This is a genomic window from Streptomyces sp. Y1, from assembly GCF_041053115.1.
Classification (GTDB): Bacteria; Actinomycetota; Actinomycetes; order Streptomycetales; family Streptomycetaceae; genus Kitasatospora; species Kitasatospora rubellomurina.
The window spans coordinates 3,496,569-3,515,758 of sequence record NZ_CP163445.1; the positions used below are offsets into that span (position 1 = coordinate 3,496,569).

The window sequence follows — 19,190 nt, forward strand, 5'->3', positions numbered from 1 at the left end:
GGCTTCTCGGACCGTTCTGAGCCGCTTCTCATCCGCTCCTCATCCACCGGGCGGAGCTTGGTCGGCATGAGCGAACAGCACCGGCACCCCAGCGACCCGTACGGCCCCCCGCAGGACGCCTACGGCCCCCACGGCGAGCAGCAGAACGGCCCGTACGGCCCGTACCGGCAGCCCCGCGTGCTCGAAGGCACCGTCGTCACCGGCGGCCACGCCCCCCACGCCCACCGCGAGGACCACTCCGCCGGCGGCTTCGACGGACCGCCCCCGCCGCCGCCCGTACCGCCCGAGCCGCCCACCATCCTCGGCCCCGGCGGCGGGCCCGAGGGCGAGGGCGGCCGCGGCGGCCGGGCCCGGCGCGGCCTGCTGCGCGGCCGGCTGGCCCTGGTGACCGCCGTCGCCGCCGTCGCCGCCGCCCTCGGCGGGGTCGCCGGCGGGCTGGTCACCGCCGACCGGCAGGGCGCCGACACCCGCACCGGCACCATCGCCAGCCCGGTCTCCGCCCGCTCGGACGGCGGCGCCGACGTGCCGGCCATCGCCGCCGCCGTCTCGCCCAGCGTCGTCGAGATCACCGTGAAGAGCGCGGGCGGCACCGCCACCGGCACCGGCGTCGTGCTCGACAAGGACGGCCGGATCCTGACCAACTACCACGTGATCGACACCGCGGCCGGCGGCGGCCGGATCACGGTCACCTTCCACGACGGCTCCACCGCCCAGGCCACCGTCACCGGCACCGACAAGGCCCTGGACGCCGCCGTCATCACCGCGAACGGCGCCCGCGACCTCACCCCCGCCGTCCTCGGCGACTCCTCCGCCGTCGCGGTCGGCGACCCGGTCGTCGCCATCGGCAACCCGGACGGCCTGACCGGCACCGTCACCTCCGGCATCATCAGCGCCGAGAACCGCACCGTCACCGTCCAGCTCGACGAGGGCAGCACCAGCGCCAACGGCGGCTTCGGCCTCCCCCACCTGCCCGGCCAGAACGGCCGGCAGTCCGGCGGCGGCAACACCACCACCTACAAGGCCTTCCAGACCGACGCCGCCCTCAACCCCGGCAACTCCGGCGGCCCGCTGATCAACGCGAGCGGCCAGGTCATCGCCGTCAACTCGGCGATGTACGCGCCGAACGGCTCCGGCTCGTCCGGAAACAGCTCGGCCGGCAGCGTCGGCCTCGGCTTCGCCATCCCGATCAACGACATCAAGCAGGTCCTGCCGAAACTCGAAGCGGGCCAGACCCTGTAGCCCACCACCGCCACCCGTCCGCACGACGGACAATGGCTCCCAGCAGGCCCTCCACCCCAGCAGAAAGGGCAGCCGCCCATGACCGCGTCCGCCGACGACCGCACCCCCGCCGAGCCCGGCCAGCCCGCCGCCCGGCTCCTCGTGGTCGACGACGAACCCGCCCTCCGGGACGCCCTGGAGAGCAGCCTCGCCTTCGAGGGCTACGAGGTCGCCACCGCCACCGACGGCTACGAGGCCCTGGAGTCCGTCGAACGCGACAAGCCCGACCTCGTTCTGCTGGACATCATGATGCCCCGGATGGACGGCCTCACCGCCGTCCGCCGGATGCGCTCGCGCGGCGACACCGTCCCCGTCCTGATGCTCACCGCCCGCGACGCCGTCGGCGACCGCGTCACCGGCCTCGACGTCGGCGCCGACGACTACCTCGCCAAGCCCTTCGAACTCGACGAGCTGCTCGCCCGCGTCCGCGCCCTGCTGCGCCGCAACGCCCTCGCCGTCGAGGCCGCCGCCGCCCGCGCCGCCGCCGCGGACGACAGCGAGGTGCTCTCCTTCGCCGACCTGCGGATGAACACCGCCACCCGCGAGGTCGAGCGGGCCGGCAAGCCGGTCGAACTCACCCGCACCGAGTTCATGCTGCTCGAGATGTTCCTCTCCCACCCGCGCCAGGTCCTCACCCGCGAGCAGATCCTCAAGGCGGTCTGGGGCTTCGACTTCGAGCCGTCCTCCAACTCCCTGGACGTGTACGTGATGTACCTGCGCCGCAAGACCGAGCAGGGCGGCCTGCCCCGCCTCATCCAGACCGTCCGTGGCGTCGGCTACGCCCTGCGCCCGGCGGCCGGCGCGAACGCGTGAGTACGGTTCCGCCCCCGCCGCTGGCCCCGCCGCGCACCGCCAAGCGCAGTCGGCGGCTCGCCCGCTGGTTCCGGTCCCAATCGCTGCGCAGCCGCCTCACCTTCCTGAGCGCGGCCGCGGTGGCGGTCGCCATCGCGATGTCGGCGCTCGCGTGCTGGTTCATCGTGCACAAGCAGCTGTACGACCAGGTGAAGTCGGATCTGGCGGGCGCGCCTCCGGCCCTGCCCGGCAAGCTGATCTGCTACCCCACTCCGGAGGACGCGCTGGAACACCAGCGCGGCGGCGCCATGCCGGAGATCAGCGGTGCCGTGCCCCGCGACACCCAGTTCCTCTCGCAGGCGGGAGTCTGCCTGCCCCCGGGAGCGACCAAGGCGATCGTGACCAAGCCCGAGGACACCGCCGCCCTCCGGCTCCCGCCCGGACAGTCGGTCATCCGGGAGGGGAAGTACACCAACGGCTCCCCCGCGATCGTCCGGTTGACCTCCAGCCACAAGTTCTCGGTGCCCACCGTCGTCATGGTCGCCACCCCCACCCAGCCCGTCGAGGAGTCCCTCCAGGGCCTCGCCATCCTGCTCGGCGCCGTCTCCCTCGGCGGCATCCTGCTCGCCGCCGTCGCCGGGCGCCTGGTGGCCCACTCGGCCCTCAAGCCGGTCGACCGACTCACCGACGCCGTCGAGCACATCGCCCGCACCGAGGAGGTCGGCACCACCATCCCCGTCCACGGGGACGACGAGATCGCCCGGCTCTCCACCTCCTTCAACTCCATGAGCACCGCCCTCGCCAACTCCCGCGACCGGCAGACCCGGCTGATCGCCGACGCCGGGCACGAGCTGCGCACCCCGCTCACCTCGCTGCGCACCAACGTCGACCTGCTGATCCGCAGCAACGACACCGGCCGCCCGCTGCCGGCCGCCACCAAGACCAAGCTGCTCGGCAACATGAAGGCCCAGATGCAGGAACTCACCGTCCTGATCGGCGACCTGCTCCAGCTCTCCCGCCCCGACTCCCCCAAGCCGGTGCGCAACCTCGCCGTCGTCGCCCTGCACGAGATCGCCGGCCGGGCCGTCGAACGGGCCAAGCTGCGCGGGCCCGGGCTGACCTTCGACACCGTCGCCGAGCCCTGGTACGTGCACGGCGACGCCGCGTCGCTGGAGCGGGCCGTCATCAACCTGCTCGACAACGCGGTCAAGTACAGCCCGCCCGGCGGCACCATCGACGTCCGGCTCCAGCAGGGCGTGCTGACCGTCCGGGACCACGGCCCCGGCATCCCGCCGGACGAGCTCCAGTACGTCTTCGACCGGTTCTGGCGCTCCCCCTCCTCGCGCCAACTGCCGGGCTCCGGCCTCGGGTTGTCGATCGTGGCGCAGAGCGTCCGGGAGGCGGGCGGCGAGGTCACCCTGGGCCCGGCCGAGGACGGCGGCCCGGGCGCGCTGGCCACCCTCCGGCTGCCCGGCGGGCCGGCCCCCGAATAGCCCGGGAAAGCAGGACGGGCGGGGCGCCCCGACAGCGCCCCGCCCGTCCTCATGTCCGGCTCACGGTCAGTCGATGTCGCTGCCCGGGCCGAGGACCTTGATCCGGTCCTGCGCCGGAGCCTTCAGCGGCGCGGCCGCCGAGCTGTGGGCGCTCAGGTAGGCCGTGAAGACGTCCAGGTCGGAGGCGCCGACGAGCTTGTCGGTGCCGGCAGCGAAGGCCGGGAAGCCGTCGCCGCCGCCGGCCAGGAACTCGTTGGCCGCGACGCGGTACTTGCCGGCCGGGTCGATCGGCGCGCCGTTCAGCCGGATCGAATCGGCGACCACCCGGTCCGCGCCGGTCTTGCGCATGTCCAGGGTGTAGTGCAGGTTCGCGGAGTTCTGGAGGATCTTCGGCGCCGCGTCGTTGGGGCCGCTCACCTGCTGCTGGAGCAGCTGGACCAGCTGGGCGCCGGTGAGCGTCTTGACCTGCATCATGTTGGTGAACGGCTGGACGGTGAACGCCTCGCCGTAGGTCACCACGCCGTCGCCCTCGCTGCCCGACGCCTTGTAGACCAGGTCGGAGCGGATCCCGCCCGGGTTCATGAAGGCGACCTGCGCCCCGCCCTTGCCGGCCGGGGAGAGCCCTTCCAGCTGCGCGTCGGCGATCACGTCACCGAGCGGCTTCTCCAGGTCGCTGCTGCCACGGCCGTTGATGTCCGAGCCGATGTAGCCCACCGGGCGGTTGGCGATCGGAGCGGCCAGCTTCTGGTAGTGCTGGACCAGCTCGGTCATGTCCGGCGCCTTCTCGACCGTACGGCGCACCACGTGGTTCTCGGCCTTGACCGAGGGACGCACGATCTCGCCGGTGGTCTTGTCCAGCTTCATGTCGATCTCGGTGAACAGCCGGCCGAAGGACGCGGCGCTGGTCACCGAGCGCGGCACGCCGTTCGGGTCCGGGATGCTGCACGCGTACGCGTTGTGGGTGTGGCCGGTGACGATGGCGCCGACCGCCGGGTCGATCTTCTTCGCGATGTCGACGATCGGGCCGGAGATGCCCTGGCCGGCCGCGCCGCAGTCGTAGTTGTAGACGTTGCTGGCCGGGTAGCCGCCCTCGTGGATCAGCGCGACGATCGAGTTGACGCCCTTGGACTTCAGCTCCGCGGCGTACTTGTTGATCGTGGTGACCTCGTTGGCGAACTTCAGGCCCTTGACGCCCTCGGCGGTCACGATGTTCGGCGTGCCCTCCAGGGTGACGCCGATGAAGCCGATCTTCACGCCCTGCGACTTGGTCACCCAGTACGGGGGCAGCAGCGTCTTGCCGGTTTTCTCGTCGGTGACGTTCGCCGACAGGTAGTTGAAGTTGGCGCCCTTGAACGTACGGCCGGGCTCGTAACAGCCGTCGGTCGGGTGGCAGCCGCCCTCCTGCATCCGCAGCAGCTCCGCCGCGCCCTCGTCGAACTCGTGGTTGCCCACCGAGGTGACGTCCAGGCCGAGCTTGTCCATCGCCTCGATGGTCGGTTCGTCGTGGAACAGCGCCGAGGTCAGCGGGCTGGCACCGACGATGTCACCGGCCGCGACGGTGATCGAGTCGTCGGCCGGGATCCGGGCCTGGCGCAGTTCGGTGGCCAGGTACTCGATGCCGCCGGCCGGCGTCGAGACGACCTGGCCGGTGGCCGGGTCGATCTCCTTGACCGTGCCGGACGAGCCGGCCGGGGGCTCCAGGTTCCCGTGGAAGTCGTTGATCGCCAGCAGCTGGAGGTTGACGGTCTTGTGACGCTTCGCGTTGGCGTCGGCGGCCTGCGCGGCCGTCGGCACGGCCACCGTGCCGAACAGACCTGCGGCGGCGACGACGGCGAGCGCCGCACGTCGGGATCTGACGGTGAGCATGAGGGTCCTCTGCACCTTGGGGGAGCGCCGGCTGTGGACCAGGACCGGACGTTCGGGCGGAGCGGAACACGGGAAAAGCAGGTGTTCCGCCCGTGCAGCCTAGGGTCAACGCGCGTAGCTGTCAGGGGGTCGGACGTAACAAGAGGATTACCTACTGACGAACCATCGCCGTCCGGCCGGTGCGAGAGCCGTGTGCGAGCCGCCCGCACGCCGTCTGCGGGCCGGCCTCAGACCCCCGGCTCGGCGGCCAACTGCCGCTCCGCACGCACCCGTTCGGCCACCGCGTCCTCGGTCATCGCGCGGTCGGTGTACACCAGCGGTCGCTCCGCCTCGGTGATGATGTGCTTCACCACCTGCACGTTGCCGTTGACGTCCCACACCGCGATGCCCGGCGACAGCGTCGGGATGATCTCCACCGCCCAGCGCGGCAGACCCAGCACCCGGCCGGTGGCCCGCGCCTCCTCGGCCTTCTGCATGTAGATCGTCCGGGTGGAGGCCATCTTCAGGATCGCCGACGCCTCCTTGGCCGCCGCGCCGTCCACCACGTCCGACAGGTGGTGCACCACCGCCACGAACGAGAGCCCCAGCCGCCGGCCGAACTTCAGCAGCCGCTGGAACAGCTGGGCCACGAACGGGCTGTTGATGATGTGCCAGGCCTCCTCGACCAGGAAGATGCGCTTCTTCCGGTCCGGCCGGATCCAGGTGTGCTCCAGCCACACCCCGACGATCGCCATCAGGATCGGCATCGCGATCGAGTTGCGGTCGATGTGCGAGAGGTCGAAGACGATCAGCGGCGCGTCCAGGTCGATGCCCTCGGTGGTCGACCCGTCGAACATGCCGCGCAGGTCACCGTCGACCAGCCGGTCCAGCACCAGCGCCACGTCCAGGCCCCAGGACTGCACCTCCTCCACCGCCACGCCCAGCGACTCCACCGACGACAGGTCGGGATTGCGCAGGGTGTCGATGATGTCGTCCAGCACCGGCTGGCGGCCCTTCACCGACGCCGCGACGTGCGCGTGCGCGGCCTTCAGCGCGAACCCGGCCCGCTCCTCCAGCCCGCGCCCCATCGCCACCTCGACGATGGTGCGCAGCAGCGACAGCTGCCCGGTCTGGGTGATCGCCGGGTCCAGCGGGTTGAGCTTCACCCCGCCGTCCCGGGCCGCCATCGGGTCCAGCCGGATCGACTTTATGCCCAGCGCGTTCGCGATCAGGTTCCACTCGCCGACGCCGTCCTCGCCCTGCGCGTCCAGCACCACGACCTGCCGGTCGCGGAACCTCAACTGCCGCAGCACGTACGTCTTCTCCAGCGCCGACTTGCCGTTGCCGGACTCGCCGAGCACCAGCCAGTGCGGGGCCGGCAGCTGCTGCCCGTACAGCTGGAACGGGTCGTAGACGTAGCCCTTGCCGCTGTACACCTCGCGCCCGATGATCACTCCGGAGTCGCCCAACCCCGGTGCGGCGGTGGGCAGGTAGACCGCCTGCGCCTGCCCCGTGGAGGTGCGCACCGGCAGCCGGGTGGTCTCCACCTTGCCGAACATCAGGCTGGTGAACGCCTCGGTGAGGTTGCCGAGTGCCATGGGCGGCCTCCTGGGGTGTCAGCGGTGGACGGACGGCGGTGGGACGGGTGCGCGCGTGCTCAGCGGCGGATGCCGGTGGCGAACGGCAGGGTGTTGACGAACGCCCGGTGGTGCTCGCGGTCGCACCACTCCAGCTTGAGGTAGCTCTTGCCGGCCGAGGCACGGATGGTCCGCTTGTCGCGGGCCAGCGCGTCCGGATTGCGCGCGGAGACCGTGATGTAGCCGACCAGGTTCACCCCGGCCGCGCCGGAGGCCAGGTCGTCACCGCGCTGGTCCACCCGGCCGGTGTGGGCCAGGTCGCGCGGGTCGACCGTCCGGTTCATCTTGGCCGCGCGGCTCGCCTCGGCCTCGTCGTTGGTCTTCTCGGTCAGCATCCGCTCGATCGCGACGTCGGTGGGCTCCAGGTCCATCGTCACCGCGACCGTCCGGATCACGTCCGGGGTGTGCACCAGCAGCGGCGCCAGGAAGTTGACGCCCACCGGGGTCAGCGGCCACTCCTTGATCCACGCGGTGGCGTGGCACCACGGCTCCCGGGTCGCCGACTCCCGGGTCTTCGCCCGCAGGAACTGCGCGTGCGTCGCGTCCAGTTCGGCCGGCCAGGCGTTGCGCCGGGACATCGCCTGGATGTGGTCGATCGGGTGGTCCGGGTCGTACATCGAGTGCAGCAGCGAGGACAGCCGGGCCTGGCCCAGCGGCTGGCGCACCCGGATGTCCGCCTCCGCCAGCCGGGCGCAGATGTCGGTCAGCTCGCGCGCCATCACGGCCGCCAGCCCGTCGTCGTCCCGGGCCCGCCGGCCGGCCGAGGGCTGGTCGTAGGCGCTGCGGCCCATCGCGTGCGCCTCCGCCGCCAGGTCACGGGTGTAGTGCATGCAGGCCACCAGGTACGCCCGGTGCTGCTCCGAGGATGTCGACACCATCGACTGCAGCTGGTCGTACGAGTCCTGCAACCAGCGCGGCGCGTCCGGATCGCCCCGCCGCTCGACGTCCTTGGCGTGCGCGTCCGGGTCGGCCGGCAGCGTCCGGGCCAGGATCTGCAGCCGGGTCACGAAGCCGTCCCCGTTGGCCACGTGCTTCAGCAGCGTGCCGAACCGGTCGACCAGTGCCTCCTGGTCCTCCGAGTCGCGCAGCCCGACGCCCGGGCCCTCGATCTCGATCGCCGCCGTCACCGTCCGCCGCTCCAGGTGCATCAGCACCCCGACCTCGTCCGGCCCGAACGGCGCGGTCAGCCAGCGCAGCCGCCCCACCCCCGGCGGCGGGCCGACCTCCACCTCCCGGCCGTCCAGCCGGGTGCCGGCGTCCATCGCGTCGGACCGCCACACCGCCCGCCCGCTGCGGACCGTCCGCCGGTACGTCCGGTTGATCTCCACCCACTTGTAGAACGTCCGCTTGCGGTACGGCACGTACACCGCCGCGATCGCCAGCAGCGGAAGGCCGACCAGACCGGCGATCCGCAGCGGCAGGACCGGCATCAGCAGACCCCAGAGCATGCCGAGGAACGCCCCGAAGATGATCAGCACGATCTCGCCGGACTCCCGGTTCCGGCCGATCGGCGCGTTCGGGCGGGCCTTGCCGATCAGGTAGGTGCGGCGCTGGTGCACGTACGGCTGGGCGTACTGGGCGCCGTACTGGCCGAGCGGTTCGCTGCTCACTTACCCGTCACCCTCCCTTCGCTGGATTGCTGTCACGGATCGGAACCGGCGTCTGCGGCGGCCCGGCCTGCTGCGGCGGGGCCGGCGTCCGGCCGGCGTGCGCGGCGATGCCCGGCGCGACCGACCCGCCGCCGGCGCCCCCGCCGCCACCCCCGCCGACCGGACCGCGGTCGCCGTGGGTGGTGATGCCCTGCTTCATCAGGTTCGCGGTGCCGTTGATCATCGCCGAACCGGCCTGCACCGCGCTCGCCCGGGCCCGGCGCATGTTCAGCATCTCGTCGCCGAAGCCCGGCACGAAGCGGTACACCGCGGCACTCGCGAAGATCGACAGGAACAGGATCGCCAGCCCCGACAGCACCCGCGAGAACGTGTCGTCCGCCCCGCTCCCGCCGGCCACGGCACCCGCCAGGCCCAGGATGATCACGATGATCGGCTTCGCCAGATCGACCGCCACCATCATCCCCGCCCACCGGCGCACGTGCTTCCACAGCTGCTTGTCCACCAGCCCCGCGTACACCGCCGTCCCCAGCAGCGCGCCCACGTACAGCATCGCCGCGCGGATCAGCAGCTCGATCCACAGCACCGCCGCGGCCAGCACCGCCACCAGCGACACCATCACCAGGATCAGCGGCCCACCGCCGACGTCCCCCTTCTCCAACGTGTCGGCGAACCCGCCCAGGTACGTCCCGGTGTCCGACTTCGTCCCCACCGCGATCGCCTTGGTCAGCCCGTCCGTCACGCTCACCACGGTGTACAGGATCAACGGCGTGAACGCCGAGGCCACCACCGTCAGCCACAGGAAGCCGATCGCCTCCGTGAACGCCGTCGTCAACGGCGCCCCGCGCACCGCCCGCTTCGTCACCGCCAGCAGCCACAGCACCAGCGTGATCACCGTCGACACGGCGAACACCACCGCGTACTGCTGCAGGAACGACGCATTGGTGAAGTCCACCTTCGTCGTCCCGTCGATCGCCCCCGACAGGTTCCGCACCACCCAAGCCGCCGCCTGCGCACACCCCTTGGCCAACGACCCGAGCGGATCGGTCACACTGCCGACAGCACCGCCACCGGGGATCGAGCCGCCTCCGCTACCCGGCGGAGCACAGTAGACGTCGTTCCCGGGCAGGGGGATGCCGGGACAACTCGTGTTGGTTGCCGCAGGGCTGGGAGTGGGCGAGGGCGCGGCCAGTGCGCGGTTGGCCGACAGCGCGACCGCGAGGGCGCCGAACAGAGCCGTTCCTGCCACTCGGCCCATAGTCCGTCGAACGACGCCCGGATTATCGTCAACGGGCATAGCGGAAGCCTCCGAACTGCTCGACGGCACCAGTGATCTCCTCGGCGGTCGCGGCCTGCTGGTCCGGCGGGACGGGCGCCGGGCCCGACGCCCGGCTGAAGTCGGTGAGCTTCCAGTCCGTTCCGGTCCACCTCAGGCTGAGACCGAGCGTGAACCACTCCTCGGAGACCGGCCGAACCGAACGCTCACCGGCCAATCCGTACAGACCCGTGCACCACACGTCGACCTTGACGCTCTCCGCGCTGTAGCCACTGCTCTTGGTCCCGACCGGGATCGTCCGACTGACGAAGGTCATGCCGGCGGGCGGCCGCCCCTGAGAGTCGACCCCGAACTTGGCGGCCGTCTCCGGAGAGAAGCCCTGGTCCAGGCGGCTCTGCAGCGTCGCCGCCGCGCCCGGGTCGGCGATGGTGGCGACGATGGTGTGGCGGCTGTCGGTGCGGAACATGTCCGCGGAGCCGATCGCCACCGCGTAGTTGGCGGCGGCCGACTGGGCGCCCTGGTCGCTGTGCGGGAAGCCGGAGGCGATGCCGTTGGCGGTGGTGGTGACGGGCTGGTCGCCGCTGGGTGCGGGGCCGGCGCCGGAGGCGGCGCTGGGGGCGGCGCGGTCGGCGGAGTGGCCGGAGTCGCCCGGGTCGGGCTTGCCGCGGTTGGCGATGGAGATGGCGATCACGAGCAGGGTGACGACCACGAGGATGGTCAGCAGGGTGCGTAGCGGCCTGGACTGACGCTGGTTCGACTGGGAGGAGGGCTGTTCGCCGACCGGCAGCCGCGTACGGGTGTGCGGCTGGTCGTCGGACAACGGCACGGCGGCCCTCCTGGTGCGGGGAGCCGGGCGGCTCCGGGGGCCCTCCGCCCGGGGGCGGGCGCGGACGGAGGGTGGGTACGGGGTGGGTTCCTGGCGGGGCCGGCCGGGGCGGTCCGGTCGGGGGACCTGGCCTCGGACGTTCCGGACTAAGACTGCCCGATCGTCAGATCGCCATACCGTAGACAATGGTGAACAGAGTGCCGAGCGATCCGATGATGAACACGCCGGTCAGGCCGGCGACGATCAGCCCCTTGCCCTGTTCGGCGCCGAAGCTGTCCCGCAGCGCGGTCGCACCGATCCGCTGCTTGGCCGCACCCCAGACGGCGAGGCCGAGGCAGATGAGGATGGCCACGGCCATGACTACCTCGACCATCACCCGCGCCTCCGACCCGAGGCTGGCGAACGGCCCCCAGTCGGGGGCGATGCCCCCGATGATGGTGTCGATATTCGCCTTCTTTGGAGGGTCCTCGGCCAGGTGGCCGACCGCGTAGGTGTGCACGCTGCTCAGGTTCATTTCCATCTCACCGCCCGATCAGGCAAATTCAAGGGCCCTGACCCCGCCCGCGCGAAGGGTCGGTGCCTATTCTTGGCCAGATCTGATGTCGACTTGGCTACTTCTCGCGGATTGGTCGTGAGGCATCGGACACGTACGCGAGGATGTCCACCGTACGAAGGATAGCGCTCACTCTTTGTATCTCTGATGATTGCGGTGAGCAACGCCTTCCGGGACACTTCGACTGACGATTCGTCGGGATGGTGCTGATGGTACTCCGGAAGGGCGGTACAGCCGCCGCTGCAGCGGGAGTTGTCGCGTTCGGCTTCATCGGCCTGGTGACGATCGGGACGTATGCGGCGAGTGGGACGCCGCAGCAGTCGGCGAATCGCTCCGCCCTCGCCCCCGGAACGGTCCCGGCGGTCTACCAGGACACCATCCAGAAGTGGGGATCGCTCTGCCCCGAGATCTCCCCGCCGATGCTCGCGGCGCAGCTGTACCAGGAAAGCGGTTTCGACCCGAAGGCCCGCTCCGGTGTCGGCGCCGAGGGAATGGCGCAGTTCATGCCGGGCACCTGGGCGTCGTACGCCACGGACGGTGACGGGGACGGCAAGAAGGACGTCTGGAACCCCTTCGACGCGATCGCCTCGGCGGCGGTCTTCGACTGCGCGCTCGCCAAGGACGTCGCCAACGTTCCGGGCGACCGGCAGGCCAACATGCTGGCCGCGTACAACGCCGGCCCGTACGCGGTGACGAGCAACAAGGGGATCCCGCCGTACAAGGAGACCCAGGGCTACGTGCGGAACATCCAGGCGATGGCCCGCAGTTTCACCGCGCCGACCGCGCCGGTGGAGGTGTCCGCGCAGTCGGCCGCGGCGATCTACTTCGCGCAGACCAAGCTCGGCACGCTGTACCTGTGGGGCGGGGAGGGCCTGGCCTCGCAGGGCGGCCGGTTCGACTGCTCCGGACTGACGAGGGCCGCGTACGAGAGCGTGGGCATCGAGCTGCCCCGGGTGGCGAACGACCAGTGGTACGCCGGGCCGCATCCGTCGCGGGATCAGTTGCGGCCGGGGGACCTGGTGTTCTTCGCGACCGACCTGAGCGACCCGCGCAGCATCCACCACGTCGGGATCTACGTCGGCGGCGGCTACATGATCAACGCGCCGCACACCAACGCGGTGATCCGCTACGACAAGATCGACACCCGGGAGTACATCGGCGCGACCCGGGTCACCTCGGACGGCGCCCAGGCCCTGCCGACTCGCGACAACAACGGCAACGGCACGGTCAACGCCCCCAGCCGCCCCGGCACCACGACGGCGCCCACGACGGCCGCCAGGCCGGCCGTGGCGGCCCCGCCCGCACCGACCGCGGCGGCCCAGACCTCACCGCTCGCCGCACCGGCCCGGTCCGCCCCCGCCGCCCCCGCCGTCCCCACCACTCCCGCCGCCGCCCCCGGCCGAGCGAGCCGGAACGGCTGAGGCGGAGCGTGATCTGTGTGCGCGGTGTGGACGCTGAGTCAAGTTTCGATAACCGCGCGTTTCGAGTGGAACGGCCCGTCCCGACGATGACGTTTGGTCTGGTGGCCCCCCGTCAGCTTTCCGCGTGCCGGGCGGGCCCCGGCGGTAACGACCAGGTGTAGCGGACCAGAAGGAGGTGCGGCGTGTCGACGCCGCTTGCCGACACGACCAACCCCGACCTCGGCCTGCTCTACGCCGTCAACGGCCTGGCCAAACGCTCCCCGCAATGGCTGGACCACCTGGTCTCGTGGATCGGCGAGTACGGCATCCTGATCGGCCTCGCCATGCTCGGCCTGGTCGCCTGGCTGCAGGCCAGACGCCGCCCGGACGCGCCGGTGGCGGTGGCCGGGCTGCTCTGGGTGCCGCTGTCGGTGGCGATCGCCGAGCTGGCCAACCTGCCGATCGCCGCGATCGTGGACCGGCCCCGCCCCTTCGTGGACCACTCCGGGCTGCTGGTGCTGGTGGACGGCAAGGCCGGCACCCACTCCTTCGTCAGCGACCACTCGACGATGACCATGGGCGTCGCGGTGGCGCTGTTCCTGGTGAACCGACGGCTCGGCTGGATCGCCGGCGGGCTGGCCCTGCTGCAGGGCTTCTGCCGGATGTTCATGGGCGTGCACTACCCGACCGACGTGATCGGCGGCTTCGCGCTGGCCGTCGCCGTGGTGCTGCTGCTGGCGCCGATCGCGATGGCGGTGCTGGTGCCGTTCTGCCACGCGCTGACCCGCACCGCCGTCGCCCCGCTGATCCGGGCGCCGGAGCGCGGCGGGGCCGCCCGCGGCGAGGCCGGGCCGCGCGGGCGCGGACGCCGGCGCGGTCGGGGGCCGGTGCGGGCCGAGGAGCAGCCGCCGGAGTCCGACCTCGCGGCCTGAGCCGGCCAGGGTCCGCAGGAGAGGGCCTAGGCCGTGTCTCATAATTGATCTTGTGGTGGGTCGAGGAGAGATAACGGATGCTGCGTGGGCTCGTATAGAGCCGTTGTTGCCGCAGCGGGACGGGGCCGGGCGTCCTTGGCGGGACCATCGCCAGGTGGTGAACGGGGTGCTGTGGCGGCTGCGTACGGGTGCCCCGTGGCGTGATCTGCCCGAACGGTACGGTCCGTGGCAGACCGTCTACCGGCGCTTCGCCCAGTGGGAGAAGGACGGCACCTGGGCCGCGCTCCTGCGCGAGGTCCAGGTCCGCAACGACGCGGTGGGGACCGTGGAGTGGACGGTCTCGATCGACTCCACCGTCGCCAGGGCTCACCAGCACGCCGCCGGCGCCCGCAAAAAGGGGGCCAGTCCGAGGACGAACCGGATGATCCGGCAGCAGTTGCGCGCCGCGAGGCGCTCGGCCGGTCCCGCGGCGGGCTGACCACCAAGATCCACCTGGCGGTCGACGGTCGGGGCCTGCCGCTGTCGATCGTACTGAGCACGGGTAACACGGCCGACTGCACGATGCTGCCCGACGTCCTCGACGCGATCCGTGTTCCACGCGTCGGGACCGGGCGCCCGAGGACCAGGCCCGACCGGGTCGTGGCCGACAAGGCGTACTCCTCCCGGAAGATCCGCCGGCTGCTACGGCGCCGGCGGATCAAGGCGACCATCCCCGAACGCCGGGACCAGATCGCCGGCCGCGCCCGCCGCGCAAACCGCGGCGGGCGCCCACCTGTCTTCGACAAGGCCGCCTACAAGGGGCGGAACGTCGTTGAGCGCTGCTTCGCCAAGCTGAAGCAATTCCGGGCAGTGGGTGAGGTCGACTCGGGGCGCCCTGCTGGTGTCTCCACCAGTGGGTTTCCCCAAGCCGCCTCCCGAACCCGGCGTGCCCGTCTCCGGGCACCGGGCTCTCCACAAGCCCGTTCGGTGTCATTCAGATACTCATACCGCAGTGGGCCACGGGCTCGGGATGATCGTTCCCCGGTATCGGTATCGGGTCGTGCTTACCTTCGCCGGATTGAACAGTTCTCCCTCCTCCGTGGTGGGCCACCAGCCGCCGTCGCAGAAGCGGCGGCGGAGCTGCTTCCATGTGATCCTGGGGTGCTTGCGCCGTATCCATCGAACTACCCGCATCCACGTGTAGTGGCCGAGGTAGCAGAAGGCGACGTTCGAAACCCCTGGACGGAAGTACGCGCACCAGCCCCGCAGCACCTGGTTCAGCCGGTGCAGCAGGGCCGTCAGCGGCAGGCCGACGTTCTGTCGACCGGTCAGTTCCTTCACCTTGGCCGTCACGGAGTGCAATGACTTCCGCGCCGGGTAGGTGTAGATGTACTGCCGGTCCGTGCCCCGCTTCCGGTGGCGCTGGATGCGCCATCCGAGGAAGTCGAAGCCCTCGTCGATGTGGGTGATCCTCGTCTTCTCGACCGATAGGCGAAGACCCATCGGTTTCAGCACCTCTGCGACGTCCCCTCGCAGTTCCTCGGCGTGCTCACGGCTGCCCGAGACGAGTACGAGGAAGTCGTCCGCATACCGGACCAGCCGGTAGTTGGGCAGTCCTCGCCGCCGTCTGCGGCGCCGTTCCTCGGAGGTAGCGCCTGCTCCTCCGGGGGCCTGGGCGATGTGCTCGTCCAGGACCGAGAGTGCGATGTTGGCCAGCAGGGGCGAGAGGATCCCGCCTTGCGGGGTGCCGGTGCGGGTGTCGGTGAGGGCTCCGTCCCGGGAGAGGATCCCGGACTTGAGGAACGCCTTCACCAAGGCCAGGATCCGCTTGTCCCCGATCCGGTCCCGGACCCGGTCCATCAGGGCCGTGTGCGAGATCTCGTCGAAGCACGCCGTGATGTCGCCCTCCACCACCCACTCGTAGGAGTGACTGGTGAGGTAGCGGGTCTCGGCGACAGCGTCCTGAGCCCGGCGGTTCGGGCGGAATCCGTACGAGTACGGAAGGAAGTCCGCTTCGAACACCGGCTCCAGCACCAGTTTCAAGGATGCTTGGACCACCCGGTCCGCCACGGTCGGAATACCGAGACGACGGAGTTTGCCGTTCGCCTTCGGGATCATCCGCTCGCGTACTGGAACCGGTCGGAAGCTGCCGTCCCTCAGCTGAGATCGCAGCCCGTCGAGGAAGACCTCGACTCCCTGCCCGGCCTCGACGGAACGGGCGGTCCTCCCGTCCACTCCGGCCGTGCGGGCACCCTTGTTCCCCCGGACCCGATTCCACGCCATCAGGAGGAGGGCGGGGTCGGTCACGAGGTTGAACAGATCGTCGAACCTGCGATGAGGATCATCGTTTGCCCAACGGTGCAGCTTGGTCTGGATCTTCAGTACCCGCAGCTCCGCCCCGAACAGGGCAGACTCCAGTTCGTCGGTATTCACCGGCGACAACCTCCTGACATTCCAGCGTCCTCACTGCCGACTTGCTTGCCCCCTTCCCCATGTGGCCGGCTCTCCCGGCCTCCGAGTACTACGGAGCCTCCGCCCTGCCCGACGGCCATCAGCCGGCGATGGGCCTGCCCTCGGCCGGACTGGAGGCCCGGTGCGGAGGGCGACCGCGGACAGTTCCCACGTTCACCACGGAGTCGATCGACGGGTGAGGTGCCCAGCTCTACCCCGGCAGCATCGCCACACCTACGCCGCAGACATTCGGCGTGGCCTCCCCACCGATAGGTTGATTCGGCTTCGGAGTCGACCACCAGCCCACCGGCAGTCGTGCACTGCATCCGGCCCAGATCCGCCAGGTTGGAGCCGGTGTCGAAATTACGGGGCGTCAAGCACTGGTTCCTCGCGTACACCTTCCCGTCTCGCTAGCCGGACCCGAACCGTCTGGCAGTGCCAGTCCGTCCCGACGTCGTCAGGGCTGCTTACCGTCCGCCTCGGCATCCCCCGAGACGAACTGCCCCCAGCTTCAGCCGGTTTGCTGCGACAACCCGGCGGTGAAGGTCTCTCACCTCACTCGACTTCATGGCGCCTCGTGGCGCACCAACCAGGTTCGACAAACTGGCCAAGCGCTACCGAGCCGGCGTCATCCTCGCATCACTGATCTTGTGGCTGCGGGCGGAGGAGCAATGACCCCGCCAAGATCAATTACGAGACACGGCCTAGTCCGGCCCCGCGCCGCTCTCGGCGAGGTGCTCGGCCCCCTCGCGGCGGGCCAGGTCGCGGGAGCGGCGGGCCGGGGCGTACCAGCCGCAGCTGCAGCTCGCGAAGGCGAAGGAACCGCGTTCGCTGATCGCGACGTGGTGCTCGGGCATGCGGGTGCCGGGCGTGGCCGGCAGCTCACTGTGCACGTGGTTCACCGTAACGCGCCGACCGGCCCGGGCGCGACGCGCTTCGTGAGCCGGTACCCGTAACCCTTCGCCGCTCAACTCGTTTGCCCGGAAAGAGCTCTGCCCGGCCGGTGGTGTCCGGTGGGCAGTCGGGCCCGAGGGGGTTGTCGCGAGGATGAAGATGACCGACCAGCAGTGCGGTGCGCGGCCGGCAGGCCGCCGGGTGCCGCGCCTGCGTCCGGCGGCCGGGGCCGCCCTGCTCGCAGCCGTCCTGGCCGCGGGTGCGGCCGGCTGCTCGGGCGGCTCCGGCGGCGGCTCCTCCGACCAGCAGTCGAGCGTGCCCGACAAGCTGGCCGCCGACCCGCTGACGGCCGTGCGCGGCGCCGCCGACATCACCGGCCGCACCGGCTCAGCGCACACCGCGACCGAGCTGGTCACCGAGTCCGCCGAGAAGAAGGCCTCGTTCAGCGGGTCCGGCGGCTACGACTACGTGAAGCGGATCGGTCGGCTGGAGGTCCAGGTGCCGCCGGGCGCGGCGACCACCGGGAAGATCGTCGAGGTGGTCCTGCCGGGCACCGTCTACCTGCAGAACAGCGGCGCCAAGGTGCCCGAGGGCAAGTGGGTGAAGCTGGACGTGCGCCAGCTGCCGGACGGCAACCTGGTCAGCAGCGGCGCGACGGACCCGGCCTCGGCGGCGGGGGCGCTGCGCGGGGCGCAGAAGGCGGAGGCGGTCGGCACCGAGACGGTGGACGGGGTCGCGCTGCACCACTACCGGGGCACCCTGGACCTTTCGAAGGCGGCCGACGCGACCGGCGGGCGGGGCGGGGACGGCCTGCGGATGGGGGCGCAGACCTTCACCGTCAAGGAGGTCCCGTACGACGCCTGGCTGGACGACCAGGGCCGGCTGCACAAGGTGGTCGAGGTGTTCACCTTCGCCGGGGTGGCCGGTTCGAAGGAGCCCAAGGACCAGGTGAAGGTGACTTCGACGACCACGCTGAGCGACTTCGGCAAGGCGGTCGAGGCGGCCGAGCCGCCGGCCGCGGACATCTACCAGATGAAGCCCTCGGAGAGCCCGAAGTAGGGCCCGGAGCGGGACGCGCCCGGCCGCGGGGCGGTGCTCCGGCGGCCGGGGCGAGACGGGGCGCCGCCGGGGCGGGTGGCCGTCCGGGGAGCGGCGGCCACCCGTTTCGGCGGCGCGGAGATGGCCCGTCCGTGCCATGTGGACGGGCCCCGGAGTGCCTAGGCTGGACGTCGGGTGGCTGCCGCCCGGGCTGGCGAGGCACTGAAGGGGTGGTGCAGGTGGTGTCGTCCACGGGCGGCCGCAGCGGCGGCCACGACGACGCGGCCCTCGACGAGATCGAGCTGGCCGGCGAGCTGATGATCGCCGCGACGGCCAGCCCCGGGGAGCGGCTGCCGACCGAGCGGATCGACGAGGTGCTGCTCGACCGGGTGGTGCCCAGGCCGCCGGACCGGCCCTCGGACCGGGCGGCGGAGGAGCAACGGCCGGGGCACTGACGGGACGCGGCCTCAGCTGCGCAGCAGGCGGCTGATCGCGGCCGTGGCCTCGGCCACCTTGGCGTCCAGCTCGGCGCCGCCCTCCTCGGCGGCGGCGGCCACGCAGTGCCGCAGGTGCTCCTCCAGCAGGGAGAGCGCGAAGGACTGCAGCGCCTTGGTGCTGGCCGAGACCTGGGTGAGCACGTCGATGCAGTAGACGTCCTCGTCGACCATCCGCTGGAGGCCGCGGATCTGGCCCTCGATCCGGCGCAGCCGCTTGAGGTGGGCGTCCTTCTGGGCGCTGTAGCCGTGCGGGCCGTGGGCGGGCGCGGCGGCGTGGCCGGCGTGCGGGTCGGTCCCGGGCACGTCGTCCTGCTCGGTGCGCGCTTGCGTCGTGGTCATCGGCCCGCCTTCGTCCTGGGTGCCTGCTGGCTGCGTCGGGTTCCAGTGTCCAACACCCGGACCGTCCGTGGTGTTCCGCCGGCCGACCCGGCACGTGCCATCGGGTGCGGGCGGGCGGTGCCGGGATTGCGCCGTCTGAGCGGCGCCCCGGTCTTCCGGGCCCACGACGGGGGCAATCCGTGCGAGGTTCCGTCAGACTGAGGAACCGCGTCCGCGCCTGGAGGCGCGGTCCTGGTCAGTCGGCACGGCAGTCGAACGGAACGGGAGGTTCCGCCTCCTGTCTCACCACCCCGTTTGCGCGATCGCGCTTGGTTGCACCTAGCATCGTTCAGTCCCTACCCCGCACATCGGAG

16 protein-coding genes and 1 pseudogene are annotated in these 19,190 nt (G+C 71.3%); 8 read left to right on the forward strand and 9 right to left on the reverse strand.

The genetic code is table 11. The features are described 5' to 3' along the window. Positions 1 to 66: 66 nt before the first annotated feature. The 3 genes from AB2U05_RS14750 (at position 67) to AB2U05_RS14760 (ending at position 3,563) form a co-directional block, all read left to right on the forward strand. Positions 67 to 1,239, forward strand: coding sequence for a S1C family serine protease (locus AB2U05_RS14750; RefSeq protein ID WP_369183429.1), 1,173 nt, complete (start codon positions 67 to 69; stop codon positions 1,237 to 1,239). A 78-nt stretch (positions 1,240 to 1,317) separates the two neighbouring features. After that, on the forward strand, positions 1,318 to 2,091 hold the full coding sequence (locus tag AB2U05_RS14755) for a response regulator transcription factor (protein WP_045692284.1): 774 nt from the start codon (positions 1,318 to 1,320) through the stop codon (positions 2,089 to 2,091). Beyond that, on the forward strand, positions 2,088 to 3,563 hold the full coding sequence (locus AB2U05_RS14760; protein ID WP_369183430.1) for a sensor histidine kinase: 1,476 nt from the start codon (positions 2,088 to 2,090) through the stop codon (positions 3,561 to 3,563). The genes AB2U05_RS14755 and AB2U05_RS14760 overlap by 4 nt, the downstream gene beginning before the upstream one ends. A gap of 66 nt (positions 3,564 to 3,629) precedes the next feature. Here the strand turns inward: AB2U05_RS14760 and AB2U05_RS14765 are convergent, their stop codons facing one another. The 6 genes from AB2U05_RS14765 to AB2U05_RS14790 all read right to left on the reverse strand — a co-directional run bounded on the left by AB2U05_RS14765 (position 3,630) and on the right by AB2U05_RS14790 (position 11,268). Further along, on the reverse strand, positions 3,630 to 5,429 hold the full coding sequence (locus tag AB2U05_RS14765) for a bifunctional UDP-sugar hydrolase/5'-nucleotidase (protein WP_045692283.1): 1,800 nt from the start codon (positions 5,427 to 5,429) through the stop codon (positions 3,630 to 3,632). 227 nt (positions 5,430 to 5,656) lie between these two features. Further along, the gene (locus AB2U05_RS14770) at positions 5,657 to 7,006 is read right to left on the reverse strand and encodes an ATP-binding protein (RefSeq protein ID WP_045692282.1); all 1,350 of its coding nucleotides are present in this window, start codon (positions 7,004 to 7,006) and stop codon (positions 5,657 to 5,659) included. A gap of 59 nt (positions 7,007 to 7,065) precedes the next feature. After that, positions 7,066 to 8,655, reverse strand: coding sequence for an SCO6880 family protein (locus AB2U05_RS14775; protein WP_369183431.1), 1,590 nt, complete (start codon positions 8,653 to 8,655; stop codon positions 7,066 to 7,068). Positions 8,656 to 8,662: 7 nt separating this feature from the next. After that, positions 8,663 to 9,910, reverse strand: coding sequence for a hypothetical protein (locus AB2U05_RS14780; RefSeq protein WP_369185955.1), 1,248 nt, complete (start codon positions 9,908 to 9,910; stop codon positions 8,663 to 8,665). Positions 9,911 to 9,938: 28 nt separating this feature from the next. After that, a complete protein-coding gene (locus AB2U05_RS14785) occupies positions 9,939 to 10,754 on the reverse strand; it encodes a hypothetical protein (RefSeq protein WP_369183432.1) in 816 nt (271 codons plus the stop codon). Between the two features lie 163 nt (positions 10,755 to 10,917). Beyond that, on the reverse strand, positions 10,918 to 11,268 hold the full coding sequence (locus AB2U05_RS14790; protein ID WP_369183433.1) for a hypothetical protein: 351 nt from the start codon (positions 11,266 to 11,268) through the stop codon (positions 10,918 to 10,920). 248 nt (positions 11,269 to 11,516) lie between these two features. On the opposite strand from AB2U05_RS14790, the gene AB2U05_RS14795 reads away from it, so the two are divergent. From AB2U05_RS14795 to AB2U05_RS14805, 3 genes and pseudogenes are all read left to right on the forward strand, one after another. Then, positions 11,517 to 12,728 (forward strand): NlpC/P60 family protein, encoded by a 1,212-nt coding sequence (locus AB2U05_RS14795; protein ID WP_369183434.1) that lies wholly within the window; start codon positions 11,517 to 11,519, stop codon positions 12,726 to 12,728. Positions 12,729 to 12,910: 182 nt separating this feature from the next. Continuing rightward, positions 12,911 to 13,639, forward strand: coding sequence for a phosphatase PAP2 family protein (locus AB2U05_RS14800; RefSeq protein WP_045692277.1), 729 nt, complete (start codon positions 12,911 to 12,913; stop codon positions 13,637 to 13,639). Positions 13,640 to 13,691: 52 nt separating this feature from the next. After that, positions 13,692 to 14,491 (forward strand): annotated as a pseudogene (locus AB2U05_RS14805) (IS5 family transposase); the annotation flags it as partial. A 129-nt stretch (positions 14,492 to 14,620) separates the two neighbouring features. On the opposite strand, the gene ltrA reads toward AB2U05_RS14805, so the two are convergent. Together ltrA and AB2U05_RS14815 are read right to left on the reverse strand one after the other, a co-directional pair. Next, the gene (gene ltrA / locus AB2U05_RS14810) at positions 14,621 to 16,051 is read right to left on the reverse strand and encodes a group II intron reverse transcriptase/maturase (RefSeq protein ID WP_369183435.1); all 1,431 of its coding nucleotides are present in this window, start codon (positions 16,049 to 16,051) and stop codon (positions 14,621 to 14,623) included. 722 nt (positions 16,052 to 16,773) lie between these two features. Beyond that, a complete protein-coding gene (locus AB2U05_RS14815; protein WP_369183436.1) occupies positions 16,774 to 16,962 on the reverse strand; it encodes a hypothetical protein in 189 nt (62 codons plus the stop codon). A gap of 160 nt (positions 16,963 to 17,122) precedes the next feature. Here AB2U05_RS14815 and AB2U05_RS14820 point away from each other — a divergent pair, with 160 nt between their 5' ends. Beyond that, positions 17,123 to 18,022 (forward strand): hypothetical protein, encoded by a 900-nt coding sequence (locus tag AB2U05_RS14820; RefSeq protein ID WP_052706277.1) that lies wholly within the window; start codon positions 17,123 to 17,125, stop codon positions 18,020 to 18,022. A gap of 218 nt (positions 18,023 to 18,240) precedes the next feature. Beyond that, positions 18,241 to 18,456 carry a hypothetical protein gene (locus AB2U05_RS14825; RefSeq protein WP_063889684.1) on the forward strand — a complete coding sequence of 72 codons (216 nt, stop codon included), beginning with the start codon at positions 18,241 to 18,243 and terminating at the stop codon, positions 18,454 to 18,456. Between the two features lie 12 nt (positions 18,457 to 18,468). Here AB2U05_RS14825 and AB2U05_RS14830 read toward each other — a convergent pair whose 3' ends face one another. Continuing rightward, the gene (locus AB2U05_RS14830; RefSeq protein ID WP_078859528.1) at positions 18,469 to 18,837 is read right to left on the reverse strand and encodes a metal-sensitive transcriptional regulator; all 369 of its coding nucleotides are present in this window, start codon (positions 18,835 to 18,837) and stop codon (positions 18,469 to 18,471) included. Between the last annotated feature and the right edge of the window lie 353 nt (positions 18,838 to 19,190).